General features: G+C 61.2%; 15 protein-coding genes. All 15 read left to right on the top strand.

All coding sequences use genetic code 11. The features are described 5' to 3' along the window. The first annotated feature begins 250 nt into the window (after window positions 1–250). The 15 genes from ABD806_RS06560 to ABD806_RS06490 all read left to right on the top strand — a co-directional run bounded on the left by ABD806_RS06560 (window position 251) and on the right by ABD806_RS06490 (window position 15,833). Window positions 251–1,261: a TRAP transporter substrate-binding protein gene (locus tag ABD806_RS06560; protein ID WP_344955984.1), complete on the top strand. Its 1,011-nt coding sequence runs from the start codon at window positions 251–253 to the stop codon at window positions 1,259–1,261. Further along, window positions 1,258–1,824, top strand: coding sequence for a TRAP transporter small permease (locus ABD806_RS06555; protein WP_344955982.1), 567 nt, complete (start codon window positions 1,258–1,260; stop codon window positions 1,822–1,824). Before ABD806_RS06560 ends, ABD806_RS06555 begins: the two co-directional genes overlap by 4 nt. Further along, window positions 1,821–3,101: a TRAP transporter large permease gene (locus ABD806_RS06550; RefSeq protein ID WP_344955979.1), complete on the top strand. Its 1,281-nt coding sequence runs from the start codon at window positions 1,821–1,823 to the stop codon at window positions 3,099–3,101. Before ABD806_RS06555 ends, ABD806_RS06550 begins: the two co-directional genes overlap by 4 nt. Window positions 3,102–3,141: 40 nt before the next feature. Beyond that, window positions 3,142–3,873, top strand: coding sequence for a maleate cis-trans isomerase family protein (locus ABD806_RS06545; RefSeq protein WP_344955978.1), 732 nt, complete (start codon window positions 3,142–3,144; stop codon window positions 3,871–3,873). 168 nt (window positions 3,874–4,041) lie between these two features. After that, a complete protein-coding gene (locus tag ABD806_RS06540; RefSeq protein ID WP_344955977.1) occupies window positions 4,042–4,734 on the top strand; it encodes a GntR family transcriptional regulator in 693 nt (230 codons plus the stop codon). 174 nt (window positions 4,735–4,908) lie between these two features. Then, window positions 4,909–6,258 carry a Na+/H+ antiporter NhaA gene (nhaA, locus tag ABD806_RS06535; protein WP_344955975.1) on the top strand — a complete coding sequence of 450 codons (1,350 nt, stop codon included), beginning with the start codon at window positions 4,909–4,911 and terminating at the stop codon, window positions 6,256–6,258. A 37-nt stretch (window positions 6,259–6,295) separates the two neighbouring features. Continuing rightward, window positions 6,296–6,952, top strand: coding sequence for a PAQR family membrane homeostasis protein TrhA (gene trhA / locus ABD806_RS06530; protein WP_344955973.1), 657 nt, complete (start codon window positions 6,296–6,298; stop codon window positions 6,950–6,952). Window positions 6,953–7,175: 223 nt separating this feature from the next. Beyond that, window positions 7,176–8,597 (top strand): dihydropyrimidinase, encoded by a 1,422-nt coding sequence (gene hydA / locus ABD806_RS06525; RefSeq protein WP_344955970.1) that lies wholly within the window; start codon window positions 7,176–7,178, stop codon window positions 8,595–8,597. A 4-nt stretch (window positions 8,598–8,601) separates the two neighbouring features. After that, entirely contained in the window at window positions 8,602–9,285 is a 684-nt protein-coding gene (locus tag ABD806_RS06520) for an aspartate/glutamate racemase family protein (RefSeq protein ID WP_344955967.1), read from the top strand. Between the two features lie 52 nt (window positions 9,286–9,337). Next, window positions 9,338–10,504: a pyridoxal-phosphate-dependent aminotransferase family protein gene (locus tag ABD806_RS06515; protein ID WP_344955965.1), complete on the top strand. Its 1,167-nt coding sequence runs from the start codon at window positions 9,338–9,340 to the stop codon at window positions 10,502–10,504. A 104-nt stretch (window positions 10,505–10,608) separates the two neighbouring features. Further along, window positions 10,609–11,649: a TRAP transporter substrate-binding protein gene (locus tag ABD806_RS06510; RefSeq protein ID WP_344955962.1), complete on the top strand. Its 1,041-nt coding sequence runs from the start codon at window positions 10,609–10,611 to the stop codon at window positions 11,647–11,649. A gap of 58 nt (window positions 11,650–11,707) precedes the next feature. Next, entirely contained in the window at window positions 11,708–12,340 is a 633-nt protein-coding gene (locus ABD806_RS06505) for a TRAP transporter small permease subunit (protein ID WP_344955959.1), read from the top strand. Beyond that, window positions 12,337–13,629: a TRAP transporter large permease gene (locus tag ABD806_RS06500; protein WP_344955957.1), complete on the top strand. Its 1,293-nt coding sequence runs from the start codon at window positions 12,337–12,339 to the stop codon at window positions 13,627–13,629. Before ABD806_RS06505 ends, ABD806_RS06500 begins: the two co-directional genes overlap by 4 nt. Further along, window positions 13,605–15,053: an amidase gene (locus ABD806_RS06495; RefSeq protein ID WP_344955954.1), complete on the top strand. Its 1,449-nt coding sequence runs from the start codon at window positions 13,605–13,607 to the stop codon at window positions 15,051–15,053. Before ABD806_RS06500 ends, ABD806_RS06495 begins: the two co-directional genes overlap by 25 nt. Further along, window positions 15,054–15,833 carry a 2-keto-4-pentenoate hydratase gene (locus ABD806_RS06490; protein ID WP_344955952.1) on the top strand — a complete coding sequence of 260 codons (780 nt, stop codon included), beginning with the start codon at window positions 15,054–15,056 and terminating at the stop codon, window positions 15,831–15,833. Window positions 15,834–15,859: the final 26 nt, after the last annotated feature.

Raw genomic sequence — 15,859 nt, 5'->3', positions numbered from 1 at the left:
CCACACCCTGGCGGTATGATCTCGGGTAAAGGTGATCTGCATCATGTTTTACAATTTATTTACCTTGAGCTGGGGAGGGTGGGTGTAATAATTTTTATATTAAAATCATATTGTTGTGATTTAAATGAGAGCGGTTGAGGAGAGCGGGGGAGTGGATGATGGGAGATTTTTGTTAAAGGGGTGTATATATAATTATATATTCATAATAATATTAAGTTGTGTCTTGTGCCAAAAACCAAAGGAGAAAGCAATGGATAGCAATATACAACCTTTTGGAAAGCGTTTTCACAAAAGTCTGTTGGGGATCATGTTGGGGGCCAGCCTGGCTTCGGCGCCGGTTTATGCCGAGACCCTGAGGATCGCCGGTAACTTCGCCACCGATCATTCCAGCAGCCTGGCGATGGAAATCTTCAAAGAAGAGGTGGAAGCGGCCACCGACAACGATATCAAGGTCCATCTGTTCCCCGCCATGCAGCTGGGCGGGGCGGCCGAAAATGTCGATCAGGTACGCTCTGGTGTGTTGAGCATGACCTGGATCGGGGTTTCCTTCCTGTCGCGCACCGTACCCGAGCTGGAAGCCGTCAGCCTGCCGTTCGTGTTCAAGGACAGGGAAACCGCGTTCAGGGTGATCGACGGTAAAGTGGGGACCTTGCTCAACGAAAAGCTGGCCGAGAAAGGCTTCGTCGCCCTCGGCTTTATGGAGCTGGGGCCGCGCCATATCACCAACAGCGTGCATCCGATCGATGCTATCGGTGATTTTGATGGCCTCAAGATCCGTTTGCAGCCGAATGAAACCCACCTGAAGACCTTCCGCGCCCTGGGTGCCAACCCGGTCTCAATGGGCATCAACGAGGTGTATTCGGCCCTGCAGCAGAAGGTGATCGACGGTCAGGAGAACCCGTTCAGCATCATCCGCAAGAACAACTTCGGCGAGGTGCAGCAATACCTGACCGATACCGGCCATTTCTTCGACTTTATCGTGGTGGTCGCCAACAAGAAAAAATTTGAAAGCATGTCCGACCAGGAGCAGCAGGTGCTGCGCGATGCCATGGCCAAGGCCGTTGACTGGCAGCGTGACAAGGCCGCCGAAGAAGACATTCAGTCCCGGGATGAGTTGATCGCCGCCGGCATGCAATTCAATGAAGTCAGCCCCGAGCTGCATCAGGCCATGCAAGAGAAAACCGCCGGCATCATCGATGAGCTGAAAGAGCGCCTCGGCACCGAACTGGTTGACGCCGTGCTGGAAGGAGCCAAGTCATGAAAACCGGTCACAGTGAGCATGCCGACATGCTTGCCGGACCGGGTGTCTCTTCATCCCTGGTGGCGCCGTTTCGGCGCTGCCTGCTGGGGGTGGACAGGGCCTCCATGTACGTCATCTATACCGCGATGGCGGTGATGGTCGTGCTGGTGTCGGCCCAGGTGCTGTGCCGTTATCTGCTGTCGGAGTCCATCGACTGGGCCGATGAAGGCTCGCGGCTGGCCTTTGTGTGGGCCATCTTCCTGGCGATTCCCCATGGCCTCAAGCAAGGGGTGCATGTGGGCATCGATGCGCTCACTAACCGTCTGCCACCGGCATGGCAGGAGCGGCTGGCCCGGGTGATGTTGCTGGTCAGCGGCGTACTGATGGTGGTGGTGTGCTATCAGGCGGTGCTGGTGTCCATCGACACTTGGGAAGAGCTGATGCCCACGCTGCCGGTGTCGGCCTCGGTGTTCTATGTTCCGGTGATGATCAGTTGCGGCCATGCCTTGCTGCACCTGCTGTTTATGGCCTGGCAGGGTACCCAGATCTGGCGGGAACAAGATAACGAGGAGGAGTTGTCATGACCACCCTGGCAATCGGTTTATTTCTGGTACTGGCCTTGCTCGGCATGCCCCTGGCTTTTGCACTCGGACTGGCGGCCCTGGGTGGACTGGCCTATAGCGGCATAGAACTGTCGGTATTGCCGCAACGGATGATGCACGCGGTCAACTCCTTCCCGCTGATGGCCATTCCGCTGTTTATGCTGGCGGGTGAGCTGATGGTCGGCGGCCAAGTGATGCAGCGTACCATCGACTTCGCCAACGCCGTGGTCGGCCGGGTCAAGGGCGGACTGGCGCATGTCACCCTGCTGTCAGGACTGGGACTGGCCTCGGTAACCGGCGCGGCGGTGGCCGGCGCCAGTGCCTTGGGTACCACCATGATGCCGGCGATGCGCAAGCATTATGACGTGGGGTTCGGTTCGGCGGTGGTGGCGTCGGCGTCCAACCTGGGCCCCATCATTCCGCCCAGCGCGGCCATGATAGTGTATGCCCTGATGGCGGGCTCCTCGGTGTCGGTCGGCGGTCTGTTCATGGCCGGCATAGTCCCCGGTGTACTGCTGGTTGTCGGCATGATGGGACTGGCCAGCTATATCGCCCATCGCAAAGGTTATGCGCCCACCGGTGAGCCCTTCAGCTGGCGGAACCTGCTGATCCAGGGCAAGCGGGCAGGGGCCATTATCCTGATGCCGGTGGTGGTGATCGGCGGTATCGTCGGTGGCATCTTTACCGCCACCGAAGGGGCGGCCATCGCCGTGGTCTATGCCTTTATCGTCGGCAAGTGGGTGACCCGCAAGCTGAGCTGGAACGATCTGCCCGGCTGTATGTTCCGTGCCGCGCTGACCTCGGCGGTGGTGGGGGCCCTGATCGCCTTTGCGACCCCGCTGACCTTCCTGTTCACCATCGAGCTGCTGCCGCTGCGGTTGTCGGAGTTCATCCAGGGCTTCACCAGTAATCCGCATGTGTTCCTCGCCATGGTCATGGCGATGTTGCTGATCGTCGGCATGTTTCTGGAGTCAAACGCAGCCTACATCATGCTGGTGCCGCTGTTTGCCCCTATCGCCATGGCCTATGGCATAGATCCGCTCTATTTCGGCTTCCTGTTCGTGTTCAACCTGGTCATCGGCATGATGACGCCACCCGTGGGTGTCCTGCTGTTTGTGATGTGTGGTATCGCCAAGATCCCCATGTCGCGCCTGCTGCATTACGTTTGGCCTTTTATCGCCCTGCAATACCTGGTGCTGGTGTTGTGCTGGGTCTTCCCCTGGTTGGTGACGGCGCTGCCGCACGCCCTGGGTTATTAATTTTCAAATAAGAATGTGTGAATTTTTTAAGGAGAAAAAGATGACAGATCGTACTTTGCTGGGTGTACTGACCCCTTCGTCCAACACCACCCTGGAGCCGGTGACCGCCGATATCCTGCATGGCGTTGACAACACCAGTGCCCATTTCGGCCGGCTCAAGGTGACCGAGATTTCGTTGACCGATCAGGCGCTGCGTCAGTTCGACAACGAGCCCTTCCTCGAGGCATCCCGGCTGCTGGCCGATGCCAGGATGCAGTCCATCACCTGGAGCGGCACTTCTTCCGGCTGGCGTGGTTTCCAGGATGACGAGATCCTCTGTGAGGCGATCACCAGGGAAACGGGCATTCCCGCCACCACCTCGGTGCTGGCGTTGAACGAGCTGTTCGACCTGACCGGGGTCAAGCGCTTCGGCCTGGTGACCCCTTATCTGCACGAGGTACAGCAGAAGATCGTCGAGAACTATGGTCGTTCCGGCTATGAGTGTGTGGCCGAACGCCACCTCAACGACAAGGGTAACTTCTCTTATTCCGAAGTGACCGAGCAGACCATTGCCGATATGGTGCGCGAAGTGGCCAAGACCCAGGATTGCCAGGCCATCACCATCTTCTGCACCAACCTCCACGGCGCCCGGGTGGCGGCAGAGCTGGAGCAGGAAATCGGCATTCCCATTTATGACACCGTGTCCACCGGTGTTTGGAAGGGCATGTTGCTGGCCGGTGCCGATCCCAGCAAAATTAAAAATTGGGGCAGTATTTTTTCGATTAAGCCATAATTATAAATTATGTAATGCCAAGCCCCGGTTCGCCGGGGCTTAAGCGCCTGAAGGTACATCCGGGGCGGGACAAGGATCACGCTTGCCAAGCCCGGATATGGTACTTTCATCCGGCAGGTATTATGCTGGCCGGCTTGTAGCCGCATCAAATAAAAAAGGGCGAGCACCGTGGTCACTCCCATCAATACTTACGGCAGAAATTCCCTGCGCCGCCGCTCCTTGCATGAGGAAGTGGCCGATTGTGTGCGCACCATGATCATCGAAGGTGAACTGAAAGAAGGCCAGCGCATCAACGAGCCCGAGTTGTGCCAACGACTGGACATTTCCCGCACCCCCCTGCGCGAGGCGCTGAAGGTACTCCATTCCGAAGGCATGGTGACCATAGAGCCCAACCGGGGCGCCTGGGTCGCCACCATCACCCCGGAGGAGATCCGCGAGCATTTCGAGATCATCAGCTCCCTGGAACGACGTGCCGCCGAACTGACCGCCGGCAAGGCGACCGACAAGGATCTGACGCGGCTGCGCCAGCTGCAGGAAAAACTCGAGCGCCACTATCAGGCGCGGGATCGCCATGAATACTTCGAGGTCAACCAACATATCCACCGGCTGATTATCGAGCTGGCGGGTAACGAAACCCTGACCCAGCTGCATCATCAACTGATGAACCGGGTCAGCCGTGGGCGTTATCTGGCCATCGGCGTCCAGCACCGCTGGGAGGAGTCGGTGGACGAACACCGGGCCCTGCTGGGAGCCCTGCTTGCGCGCGACGGTGAACAGGCCGGGCGTGTCCTCGCCGAACACGTGATGCACACCGGCGAAACCCTGGCCAAAGAGCTCGAGGATAAAAAAAGGGTAGGCTAGTCCTCATCCCGTACCGGGTGGGATGTCGCTTACCCGGTTTCAGGCAGTATTTTCCCGCTAGCGCCATGACGCTGCCACCTGCCGGCGTTATGCTCCATCTTTATACTTTCCTCTTCTGACGAGCTCTTCCACAATGTAATGATGTGAGGGGGCATGTTCCCGTGGTCAAACGAAATGAGTAACAGTCAGCAGAAAAATGCCGGGATGCCCCAACTGCCCCGGGAGCTCATTGATCGGCTGACCAAGCCGTTTCTCCAATTCCTGCGCATTGAAGCCGCCGCTGGCCTGGTCCTGCTGCTATTTACCGTGGCTGCGCTGGTGTTATCCAATTCCCCATGGAGTCATGCTTTTCTGAGCCTGTGGGAAACGCCGATGGGAATTCAATCAGGTTCGCTTGAGTTCACTCGTTCGTTGCGTGAATGGATCAATGACGCATGTATGACCCTGTTCTTTTTCCTGGTTGCACTTGAGCTCAAACGGGAGTTGGTGCTGGGGGAGTTGCGCAACCCACGCATGGCTGTGCTGTCTATTGCGGCTGCCTTGGGAGGCATGCTGGTGCCGGCTATCTGCTACCTGATGCTCCAATCCGGTCTTCCTGGCCAGAATGGCTGGGGCACAGTGATGGCAACCGATACTGCATTTGTTATCGGTTGTCTGGCGTTATTAGGGACACGTATTCCCCAGAGTCTGCGTGTGTTTATGCTGTCGTTGGCGATCGTTGATGATATCGGTGCCATTCTGGTGGTGGCCATCGGCTATGGTAGCGACATCCGTTGGTCAGCTATTTCCCTGGCCGCCATTGGCCTCGTCATCATCCGCGCCATGGCGGTGCTTGGTGTCCGTAGCATTGCGCTCTATTTTCTGGTGGGGGGAGGAGTCTGGCTTGCGGTGGACATGTCAGGGGTCCACCCAACGGTGACCGGCGTTATCCTCGGCCTGATGACGCCTACCGGCAAATGGGTAAGCGATGAGCGGCTGCATGCTATTTTCGATCGGGTAGTCGCCTATCCGCCCGGTGATCATTGGAGTGGGAATACGGAGGATCGCCAGGCATTACGCATGGCGGAGGAGGCGGCCCGTGAGACCCTATCGCCGGTTGAACGACTGGAGATAATGCTGCATCCCTGGGTCGGGTTTGTGATCATGCCGCTGTTTGCCTTTTCCAATGCCGGAGTGTCTATTGTTTTCGCCGAATTGGTTGATTCCGTCACCTTGGCCGTGTTTGTGGGCTTTGTATTTGGCAAACCGGTAGGGGTATTCGCTTTTAGTTGGTTGGCTGTGCGTTCGGGGATGGCTGTACGTCCCCCGGGGCTGAGCTGGATGTTGCTGGCAGCCGGTGGCCTGCTGGCGGGTATTGGTTTCACGATGGCATTGTTTATTGCCAACTTGGCGTTCAATCCGAGCCTGATTGACAGCGCCAAACTGGGTATCTTCCTGGCGTCCTTTGTCTCTGCGGTGGCGGGCTTGGTGTTACTGATGTGGTTGTCGGTGCGTAGCAAGGCTTCGCGAGCAGGGGGTGATTAAGGCGGTGCATGATTACTCTCTTGAGTAAGGTATCTGCATGCGTGTATTCCTCACAAATCCCGAGCGCCCGCAGTCACCCGCGGAAGAACGGGCAAACAGCCTCAGCCATGGTATCGGGCTGCTTGCCGCACTGGTTGGCTCTCCCTGGCTCATCCTGCATGCTGCCCTTATCGGCGACAGGCCATTCGTGGTCGGCGTTATCCTCTTTGTTACCACCGTCGTGCTCCTTTACCTGGCTTCCACCCTTTACCACCTGTTGCCGCCGGGCAAGGCCAAGCGCGTGTTTCGGGTGATTGAGCATTGCGCCATTTTTCTGCTAATCGCCGGCACCTATACTCCCTTCTCGCTCGGGGTATTGCGCGGCGGATGGGGCTGGACCCTGTTTGGTATCGTTTGGGGCTTAGCTTTAGTCGGGGTGGCGATCAAGGTCTTTGTTAAGCGTTTCCGCCCCCTCTTTTCCACTGCCCTGTATCTGCTGATGGGCTGGGTTATCGTCGTCGCTATCGACCCCTTGCTGGCCAGGATGCCGCTCGAGGGTTTGCTCTGGCTGCTGGCGGGGGGCTTGTGCTATACCCTGGGGGTGGTCTTTTTCGCCACCGACGCACGACTGCGTTTCGGGCACCTTGTCTGGCACCTGTTTGTGATGGCCGGCACCGCATGCCATTACCTTGCGGTGTTCTGGTATGCCGTCTGACGTGTCCGCTCATCCTCTGCTTTCCCGCCTGCTGGCGATGCTCGTCAGCAACCATGCCATAAAATGCAATTTTAACCATAAATTTACATTTGTGTGACATTGTTCACAATGCCTCCCCGCCGCGATTGAATCAGTAGAGAACAAGTGTTTAATTACGAATATATAATTATGTATTCAATATCCTGTATCAACAGGTAAACGGTAAATGAGGTGAGGAAGGCATATGTCTGAATTCGATCTGGTAATCCGCAATGGCCGCATCGCGACCGCCGCCGATATTACCGAGTGTGATCTGGCCATAACGGATGGTCGCATCGTCGCCATGGGCGAGAATATAGGCCCGGGCCGGCAGGAAATCGACGCCCGGGGATTATGGGTATTGCCGGGCGGGGTGGACGCCCACTGCCACTTGGATCAACCCATGCCGGAAGGGCTGCGCATGGCCGACGACTTTCACTCCGGCACCCGCTCCGCGGCCTGCGGCGGCACCACCACCGTGATGCCGTTTGCGGCCCAGGAAAAGGGTCAGTCCCTGAAGGCGGCGGTGGCGGATTATCACAGCCGCGCCGAGGGCAAGGCCTTTGTCGACTACGCCTTCCACCTGATCGTTACCGACCCCACCGAGACGGTGCTCAAGGAAGAGCTGCCCGAGCTGATCCGCCAGGGCTGCACCTCCTTCAAGATCTACATGACCTATGACGATCTCAAGCTCAACGACGGCCAGATCCTCGACGTGCTGGCCCTGGCCCGTGCCGAAGGTGCCATGGCCATGATCCATGCGGAAAACGCCGACTGCATCGGCTGGCTGACCCAGCGTCTGCTCGACGCCGGCCACACCGCGCCCAAGTATCACGCCGCGTCCCGTCCCATGCTGGTGGAGCGGGAAGCGACCCACAGGGCCATCGCCCTGTCCGAGCTGGTGGATGTGCCCATCCTGGTGGTGCACGTATCCGGTGCCGAGGCGGTGGAGCAGATCCGCTGGGCCCGCAGCAAGGGCATCAGTATCTATGCGGAAACCTGTCCCCAGTACCTGTTCCTCACCGCCGAGGATCTGGGGCTCGACGGCTATCAGGGCGCCAAGTGCGTATGCAGCCCGCCGCCCCGGGATCAGTCCAACCAGCAGGTGATCTGGGATGGCCTGGACGACGGCCTGTTCACCATTTTCTCCTCGGATCATGCCCCCTTCCGCTACGAGGATCCCCAAGGCAAGAAACCGAATGGCGAGGAGGTGGCCTTTCCCTATATCCCCAACGGCATCCCCGGCCTGGAAACCCGCCTGCCGCTGTTGTTTTCGGAAGGGGTCAAGACCGGCCGTATCAGCCTCAACAAGTTCGTCGAGCTGACCGCTACCAACCCGGCCAAGCTTTATGGCCTGTATCCGCGCAAGGGCACCATCGCCGTCGGCGCCGATGCCGATATCGCCATCTGGGATCCCGAGCGGAAAGTCACCATCCGCAACGAGATGCTGCATCACGATGTGGACTACACCCCCTATGAAGGCCGCACCGTCACCGGCTGGCCGGTGCTCACCCTGAGCCGCGGCGAAACGGTATGGTGCGACGGCGAGGTACTGGGCCGGGCCGGGCACGGCCGTTTCCTGCCCTGCGGCAAGCCGGACATGGCCAAGCCCAAGGTCAGGGGATGAGCCCATGCGCCTGCTGCTCGTCAACGCCAACACCAGCCGGAACATCACCGAGCATCTGGCCGCCGAGGCTCGGCTATCCCTGCCGGCCGGCTGGCAGCTGAACACCGCCACCGGCGCCTTTGGCGCGGCGGTGATCCAGAGCCGCCGGGATTGTGCCGTCGCCGAGCATGCCTGTATCGAGGCGGTCGAGGCCCGGATGGCGGACTGTGACGCCGTTGTTGTCGGGGTGTCGCTGGACACCGGGCTGTGGGCCCTGCGCCAGACCCTGGCCGTGCCCGTGGTCGGCCTGCTGGAGGCGTCATTGCTGACCGCCTGCCTGGTCGGCGGCCGCTATGGCCTGGTGGTGATGGGGCGGCAGACGGTGCCCCTCTACCGGGAGCTGGTCGTGCGTCATGGTCAGGCGGCCAGGCTGGCCGGCATCGAGGCCATTGCCGCCGGCGCGCCCGAGGTGTACGCGGCACCGGAGCAGTTTGAATCGACCCTGGCCGACGCCGCCAACCGGCTGGTGGCCGGGGGCGCCGAGAGCGTCATCCTGGTCGGCGCCGTGGTGGCCGGCATGCACCGCCGCCTGCAGCCCAGGGTCGCGGTGCCGCTGCTCGACGGCATGGCCTGTGCCGTCACCCAGGCCTGCGGCCTGGCCGGACTGGCATTGCCCAAGCCCGGAGCAGGCAGTTATCGACTGAGTTAATCAAGGATCCGGGGATCTCCCCATCATCAGCAAGTACATCAAGGAGTGAGTTATGTCATACAAGAGTGGTCGTCATTTTCTGCAGATCCCGGGGCCGTCGCCGGTGCCGGATCGTATCCTGAACGCCATGAGCTATCAGACCATCGATCATCGGGGACCCGAGTTTGCCGAGCTGGGGCAGGAAGTGCTGGCCGGCATCAAACGGATTTTCAAGACCGACAGCCCGGTGGTGATCTACCCGGCTTCGGGTACCGGCGCCTGGGAAGCGGCCCTGGTCAATACCCTGAGCGCCGGCGACACAGTGCTGATGTGCGAGACCGGCCAGTTCGCCACCCTCTGGCATGAACTGGCCACCAAGCTGGGGCTGGAGGTGGAGTTCATCCCCGGTGACTGGCGCCACGGTGCCGACCCGCACGCCATCGAAGCCCGGCTGAAGGCCGATACCGGGCACAGCATCAAGGCGGTGTGCGTGGTGCACAACGAAACCTCCACCGGGGTGACCAGCCGTATCGCCGAGGTCCGCCGGGCCATCGACAACAGCAACCACCCGGCGCTGTTCCTGGTAGACACCATTTCCGGGCTGGCGTCCGCCGACTATCGCCATGACGAGTGGGGCGTGGACGTGACCGTGTCCGGCTCCCAGAAGGGCCTGATGCTGCCGCCTGGGATCAGCTTCAACGCCCTCAGCGACAAGGCACTGGCCGCCGCCAAGCAGGCCAGGCTGCCCAAGTCCTACTGGGATTGGCAGTCCATGCTGGCCAGCAACGCCACCGGCTATTTCCCCTATACCCCGGCCACCAACCTGCTGTTCGGCCTGAAAGAAGCGATCCACATGCTGGAAGTCGAGGGCCTGGACCATGTGTTTGCCCGTCACCAGCGCCATGCCGAGGCAACCCGTCGTGCGGTGCGTGCCTGGGGCCTGGAGGTGCTGTGCCTCAACGAGGATGAATACAGCCCGGTGCTGACCGCCGTGGTGTTGCCCGAGGGGCATGATGCCGATCGGCTGCGCAGGGTGATCCTGGAACGGTTCGACATGTCCCTGGGCGCGGGTCTGGGCAAGCTCAAGGGCAAGATATTCCGTATCGGCCATCTGGGCGATATCAACGATCTGACCCTGCTCGGCACCCTGGCCGGTATCGAAATGGGTCTGTCCTGTGCCGGCGTGCCTCATCAGGCCGGTGGCGTGCAGGTGGCGATGAGCTATCTGGCCGATACCTGAGGCCGGAACATCAATTTGAAGGAGTGCCGAGTTTTACCGGTCCGGCCGATGGCCAGGCCCTTGCGCAACGGTGCGCAACAACAACCTCAAGGAAGGAGTAAGTGATGATGCGAAAACTGCTGGTCTCTGCATTTGTATGCGCAGCCATGTCGGGCACCCCGGCGATGGCGGAAGAGAGTATCAAGCTGAAGGTTATCGGGCAACCGCTGGCCACCGGGCTTATCCAGAAGAACAAGGAGCAGCCCTTCTTCGAAACCCTGGCGGAGAAAACCGGCCTGCCGCTCGAGGTGAACTACAAGCCGCTGGATACCACCGGCATCAAAGATGTGGAGCAGCTGAGGGTGCTCAAGTCGGGCATGTTCGATCTGGTCTCGCTGCGTATGTCCCAGATCTCCCGGGATGAGCCCACCATCCTCGGCCTGGATCTGGTCGGCCTGAGCCCGGATTTCGCCCAGGGCCGCAAGGTCGCCGAGGCCTATAAGGATACGGTCGACAAGCGGCTGCAGGAACGTTTCAACACCAAGCTGCTGGGCGTCTGGCCGTTCGGTCCCCAGGTCATGTTCTGTAACCATCCGATCGCCAGCCTGGGTGACGTCAAGGGGCTGAAAGTGCGGGTTTATGACCAGAACCTGGCCCAGTTTGTCGAGTCGGTGGGCGGCATTCCCGTGCCCATCGGCTTCGGCGACGTGCACCAGAGTCTGGCCCTGGGGGTGATCGATTGTGCCATTACCGGACCCAGTTCGGCCAACTCCGCAGGCTGGCCCGAGGTCACCACCCATGTGCTGCCGCTGGGCTTCCAGATGGCACTCAACGGCTATGGCATCAACCTCAAGGCCTGGAACAAGCTGACGCCTGAACAGCAGGTCAAGTTGCAGGCCGCCTTCGATGAACTGAACGAGGAGATCTGGAGCTATTCCGAGGAGCTGTACCTGGACGCCGGCCGCTGTAACGTCGGCGGTGAGCCCTGTACCACGGGCAACAAGTTCGATCTGGTCGAAGTGCCGGTGTCCGAACAGGACCTGAGCATCGTCGCCAACACGGTGAAAGACGTGTCTTTCCCCGCCTGGGCCGAGGTCTGTAACAAGACCAACCCCGAGTGTGCCAGCGATTGGAAGCGTGATGTCGGCGCCATCGCCGGCATGTAATGCCGCACTGAAGCGGGGGCCTGGCTCCCGCTTTTAAGCTGCGACAAGGAGGTAGTTGATGAAACGAATTGAATATATGGCCAGCATGGTGTTTGGGGGAATCTTCCTACTGCTGTCCCTGCTGGTGGTGGTTGAAACCCTGTTGCGCAAGTTTTTCAGTGTGTCGCTACAGGGGGTGGATGAACTGGGCGGCTACGCCTTGGCGGTGGGGGCAACCCTGTCCTTTACCCTGGCACTGTTGGGTCGTACCCATATGCGAATCGACATTTTTCATGAGAAGCTGCCCAAGTCCCTGCAGATCCTGTTCAACTGGCTGTCGGCCACGCTGATGGCGCTGTTTGCGATTTTTATGTTCTGGGTCTGTCTGCAGATCGTGCAGGAAACCCTGGATTATGGCAGCACGGCGCAAACGCCTTGGGCCACGCCGCTTAAATATCCCCAGGGAGTCTGGCTGGCCGGTCTCACCGTGTTTGCCTTCGCGGCCATCCTGTACAGCCTGCGGGCGACCTGGTTGTTGCTGAGCGGCCGCACCGGTCAGCTCAATGAGGAATTTCATCCCAAGGGAGTGAGCGAAGAACTGAAAGAAGAGCTGGAAGATTTCAAACACCGCCAACAGGCGACCACGTCCGACGTGGGGACAGACGTCCTCGAGGGCGTACCGGCACAGGCCGTCAGGGAGGGCGTGAAATGAGTTTGTCCGTGGTTTTTGTAGGCTTTTTCGCCATGTTGGGGCTATTGCTGCTGGGTATGCCCATCGCCGTCAGCATGGCGCTGATCGGGGTGATCGGTGGCGTCATGGTGTTTGGCGTGCCCTTCGTCGACTCCATCGGCGCCGTGGTCTGGAGCGTGCACAACGAGGCGATACTGACCGCCATCCCGCTGTTTATCCTGCTCGGTGAACTGCTGCTGCGCAGCGGTATCGCCGACAAGATGTACCTGGCGATGGCGGCTTGGCTTGGCCGCCTGCCCGGCGGGCTGCTGCATACCAACATCGGTTCCTGCGCCCTGTTTGCCGCCACCTCGGGCTCCTCGGTCGCCACCGCCGCCACCATCGGCACAGTGGCCCTGCCATCCCTGGGCGAGCGCAAGTATTCCATGCGCCAGTCGCTGGGCAGCCTGGCCGCGGGCGGTACCCTGGGTATCCTGATCCCGCCCAGCGTCAACATGCTGATCTACGGTTCGCTGACCAGCAACTCCATCGGCAAGCTGTTCATGGCCGGCCTGATCCCGGGCATATTGCTCAGCCTGCTGTTCATGGTCTATATCGGGGTGTCCAACCTGGGCAAGGGCGGCAAGCGGGAAGAAATCATCCCGCTGAGTGAAAAGCTGCGCATGTCCCGTTTCCTGATCCCGCCCGCCGTGGTGTTCGGCATCGTCATGGGCAGCATCTATCTGGGGATCGCCACCGCCACCGAATCGGCCGCGCTCGGGGTGATCACGGCGCTGTATTTCTCCTGGCGCGCCGGCCGGCTGAACATGAAATTCCTGCAGGAAAGCTTCGTGCAGACCGCCCGTATCACCGGCATGATCCTGCTGATCATCACCGCCGCCTTCGTGCTCAACCTGACCATCAGCCTCACCGGCGTGGTGGATGAGCTGACCGACTGGGTGACCTCGTTCGGGCTCAGCATCACCGGCCTGCTGCTGGTGCTGATCGTCTTCTACCTGGCGCTCGGTATGTTTATGGACGTGCTCTCGATGCAGGTGCTGACCATTCCGATCACCTATCCGATCGTCACCGCCCTGGGTGTGGATCCTATCTGGTACGGGGTGTTCGTGGTGTTGATGTGTGAGCTGGCGCTGATCACGCCGCCGGTGGGCATGAACCTGTTCGTGGTGCAGAGCGTGCGCAAGGACGGCGGCAATATCCAGGATGTGATGTGGGGTGTGCTGCCGTTCATGATGATCATGATGCTGTTTACCCTGTCGCTGATGGCCTTTCCGGAGATAGCCCTATGGCTGCCGAACATGATGCACTGATCAATACCAGCTGGCGCCTGGGCGCCGCCGAGCTGGCGGCGGCCTTCGCCGCCGGCACCCTGACCCCGCTCGAGGTCTGGCAGGCCTGCGACGCGCGCATCCGGGCGCTCAATCCCGAACTCAATGCGCTGATCGCCCGCAATCCCCAGGCCGAGGCCGATGCCTCGGCCAGCACCCTGCGCTGGCGCCAGGGTCGGCCCCTGAGCCCGCTTGACGGGGTGCCGATGACCATCAAGGACAACCTCAACGTCGCCGGCCTGGCGACCACCTGGGGCAACCGGGCCTTTGCCGACCGGCTGGCCGTTGACGATGAACTGTCGGTGACCCGTTGCCGCCGGGCCGGGCTGGTGATCCTGGGCAAGACCAATGTGCCCGAGTTCACCCTGGAGGGGTATACCGACAACCCCCTGTTCGGGGTGACCCGCAATCCCTGGAATACCGCCCTGACCCCGGGCGGCTCCAGTGGTGGCGGGGTGGCTTCGGTGGCCGCCGGCTTCGCGCCGTTGGCCATCGGCACCGACGGCGGCGGCTCCATCCGGCGGCCGGCATCCCACACCGGCCTGGTGGGTTTCAAGCCGTCCATCGGCGCGGTGGCGCGGGTCAACAGCCTGCCCCAGGTGATGCTGGATTTCGAGGTGATCGGCCCCATCGCCCGCTCGGTGGCCGATGCCGCCGCCCTGTTCAACATCATGGCGGGTGCGGATCGGCGGGATCGCAAGTCGTTGCGGGTCAGCCAGGGGACGGTCGACTGCCGGGCGCATCCGGAGCGGCTGCGGATCCTGTATGTGCCGCGCTTCGGCAGCCAGCCGCTGGATCCGCAGATCGCCGCCAGCGTGGCCGGGGCGGCCGCCGTGCTGCGCTCCCTGGGCCACGAGGTGAGGGAAGGGGAGTTGCCCTTCAGCCTGGATTTCGTCGATGCCTTCTGGCCGATGCTGGGCGCGGTGGCGGTGGCGGCGCTGTTCGAGCGCTATCCCGAGGCCGAGCCGGTGGCGGCGGAGAAGTTCCGTACCCAGGCGGCCCGGGGAAGGGACATAGGGGCGGCGGCCTATCTCAATGCCCTGGACGATATCGATACCTTCCGACGCCAGGTCGGCGAGGCCTTCGAGCGGGTGGATGTGATCATGACCCCCTCGGCGGCGGCGTTGCCCTGGCCGGCGGAACAAGGCTATCCCACCGAGATCGACGGCCAGGCCGTCGGTCCCCGGGGCCATGCCATCTACACCGGTTGGGTCAATGCCTGTGGCCATCCGGCCATCAACCTGCCGTCGGCCCCCGCCGGCCAGGGCTTGCCCATCGGCTTTCAGCTGGTCGGCAATTTCGGCGACGATGAACTGCTGTTCCGGCTGGCGGCCGAGTACGAGGCCGCCCAGGCCGGCTGGCAATGGCCGACTGAAACAGCGAATAACAATAAGGGAGACCAATAAATGGCAACAGTAAACGCAAGCGTGGCAGAGGCGGTGACCCTGCTGCACGGGGCATATCGGGAAGCGGCTCAGTTTGCGGCGCTGCCGGCGTCCTGCGCCCCGCAGACGGTGGAGCAGGCCTATGCCATTCAGGACGGACTGGCCCGCGCGCTTTGGCTCGGCCAGGGGCTGCGCACCTCCGGCTGGAAAGTCGGGGCACCCAGGCCCGGCGTGCCCCCCTACAGCGCGCCCATTCCTCCCCAGCGGATGTATGACAGCGGCACCCTGGTCGGTACCGATGCCTTCCATATGATCGGCATCGAGGGCGAACTGGCCTTCCGCCTGGGCCGCCCCCTGGAGCCCAGGGCAACACCCTATTCGGACGCCGAAGTCAGGGACGCCATCGGCGAGCTGTGCGTGACCATAGAGCTGGTGGATACCCGGCTGCAGGACTGGCAGCAGGCCGGCGAGCTGTGGCGGCTGGCCGACAACCAGATCAACGGTGCCCTGGTGGTGGGCAGCGGGGTGGCCGACTGGCAAGGCATCGATATCGGCAGCCAGCCGGTGATCCTGCGCTTCAACGGCGTCGAGCAGGCCAACAAGATAGGCGGCCATCCGCTCGGCGATCCGACCCAGCTGCTGGGCTGGGCGGCCAACCATCTGGTGACCCGCAATGGTGGCCTGCAGGCGGGGGATCTGATCACCACCGGCACCTGGACCGGGATGATCTTCGTCGAGCCGGGCACAGAAGTGGAAGTGGTGTTCCCCGGCATCGGCGCGGCCAGGGTCAGACTGGGTTAAGTACAGTCCGGTTCGTTATGTTTTTG

It is taken from the genome of Zobellella aerophila, from assembly GCF_039539325.1.
In the GTDB taxonomy this organism is placed as follows: Bacteria; Pseudomonadota; Gammaproteobacteria; order Enterobacterales; family Aeromonadaceae; genus Oceanimonas; species Oceanimonas aerophila.
Note: the sequence above shows the minus strand (reverse complement) of the source record. Positions and strands in the feature narration are given on the sequence as shown.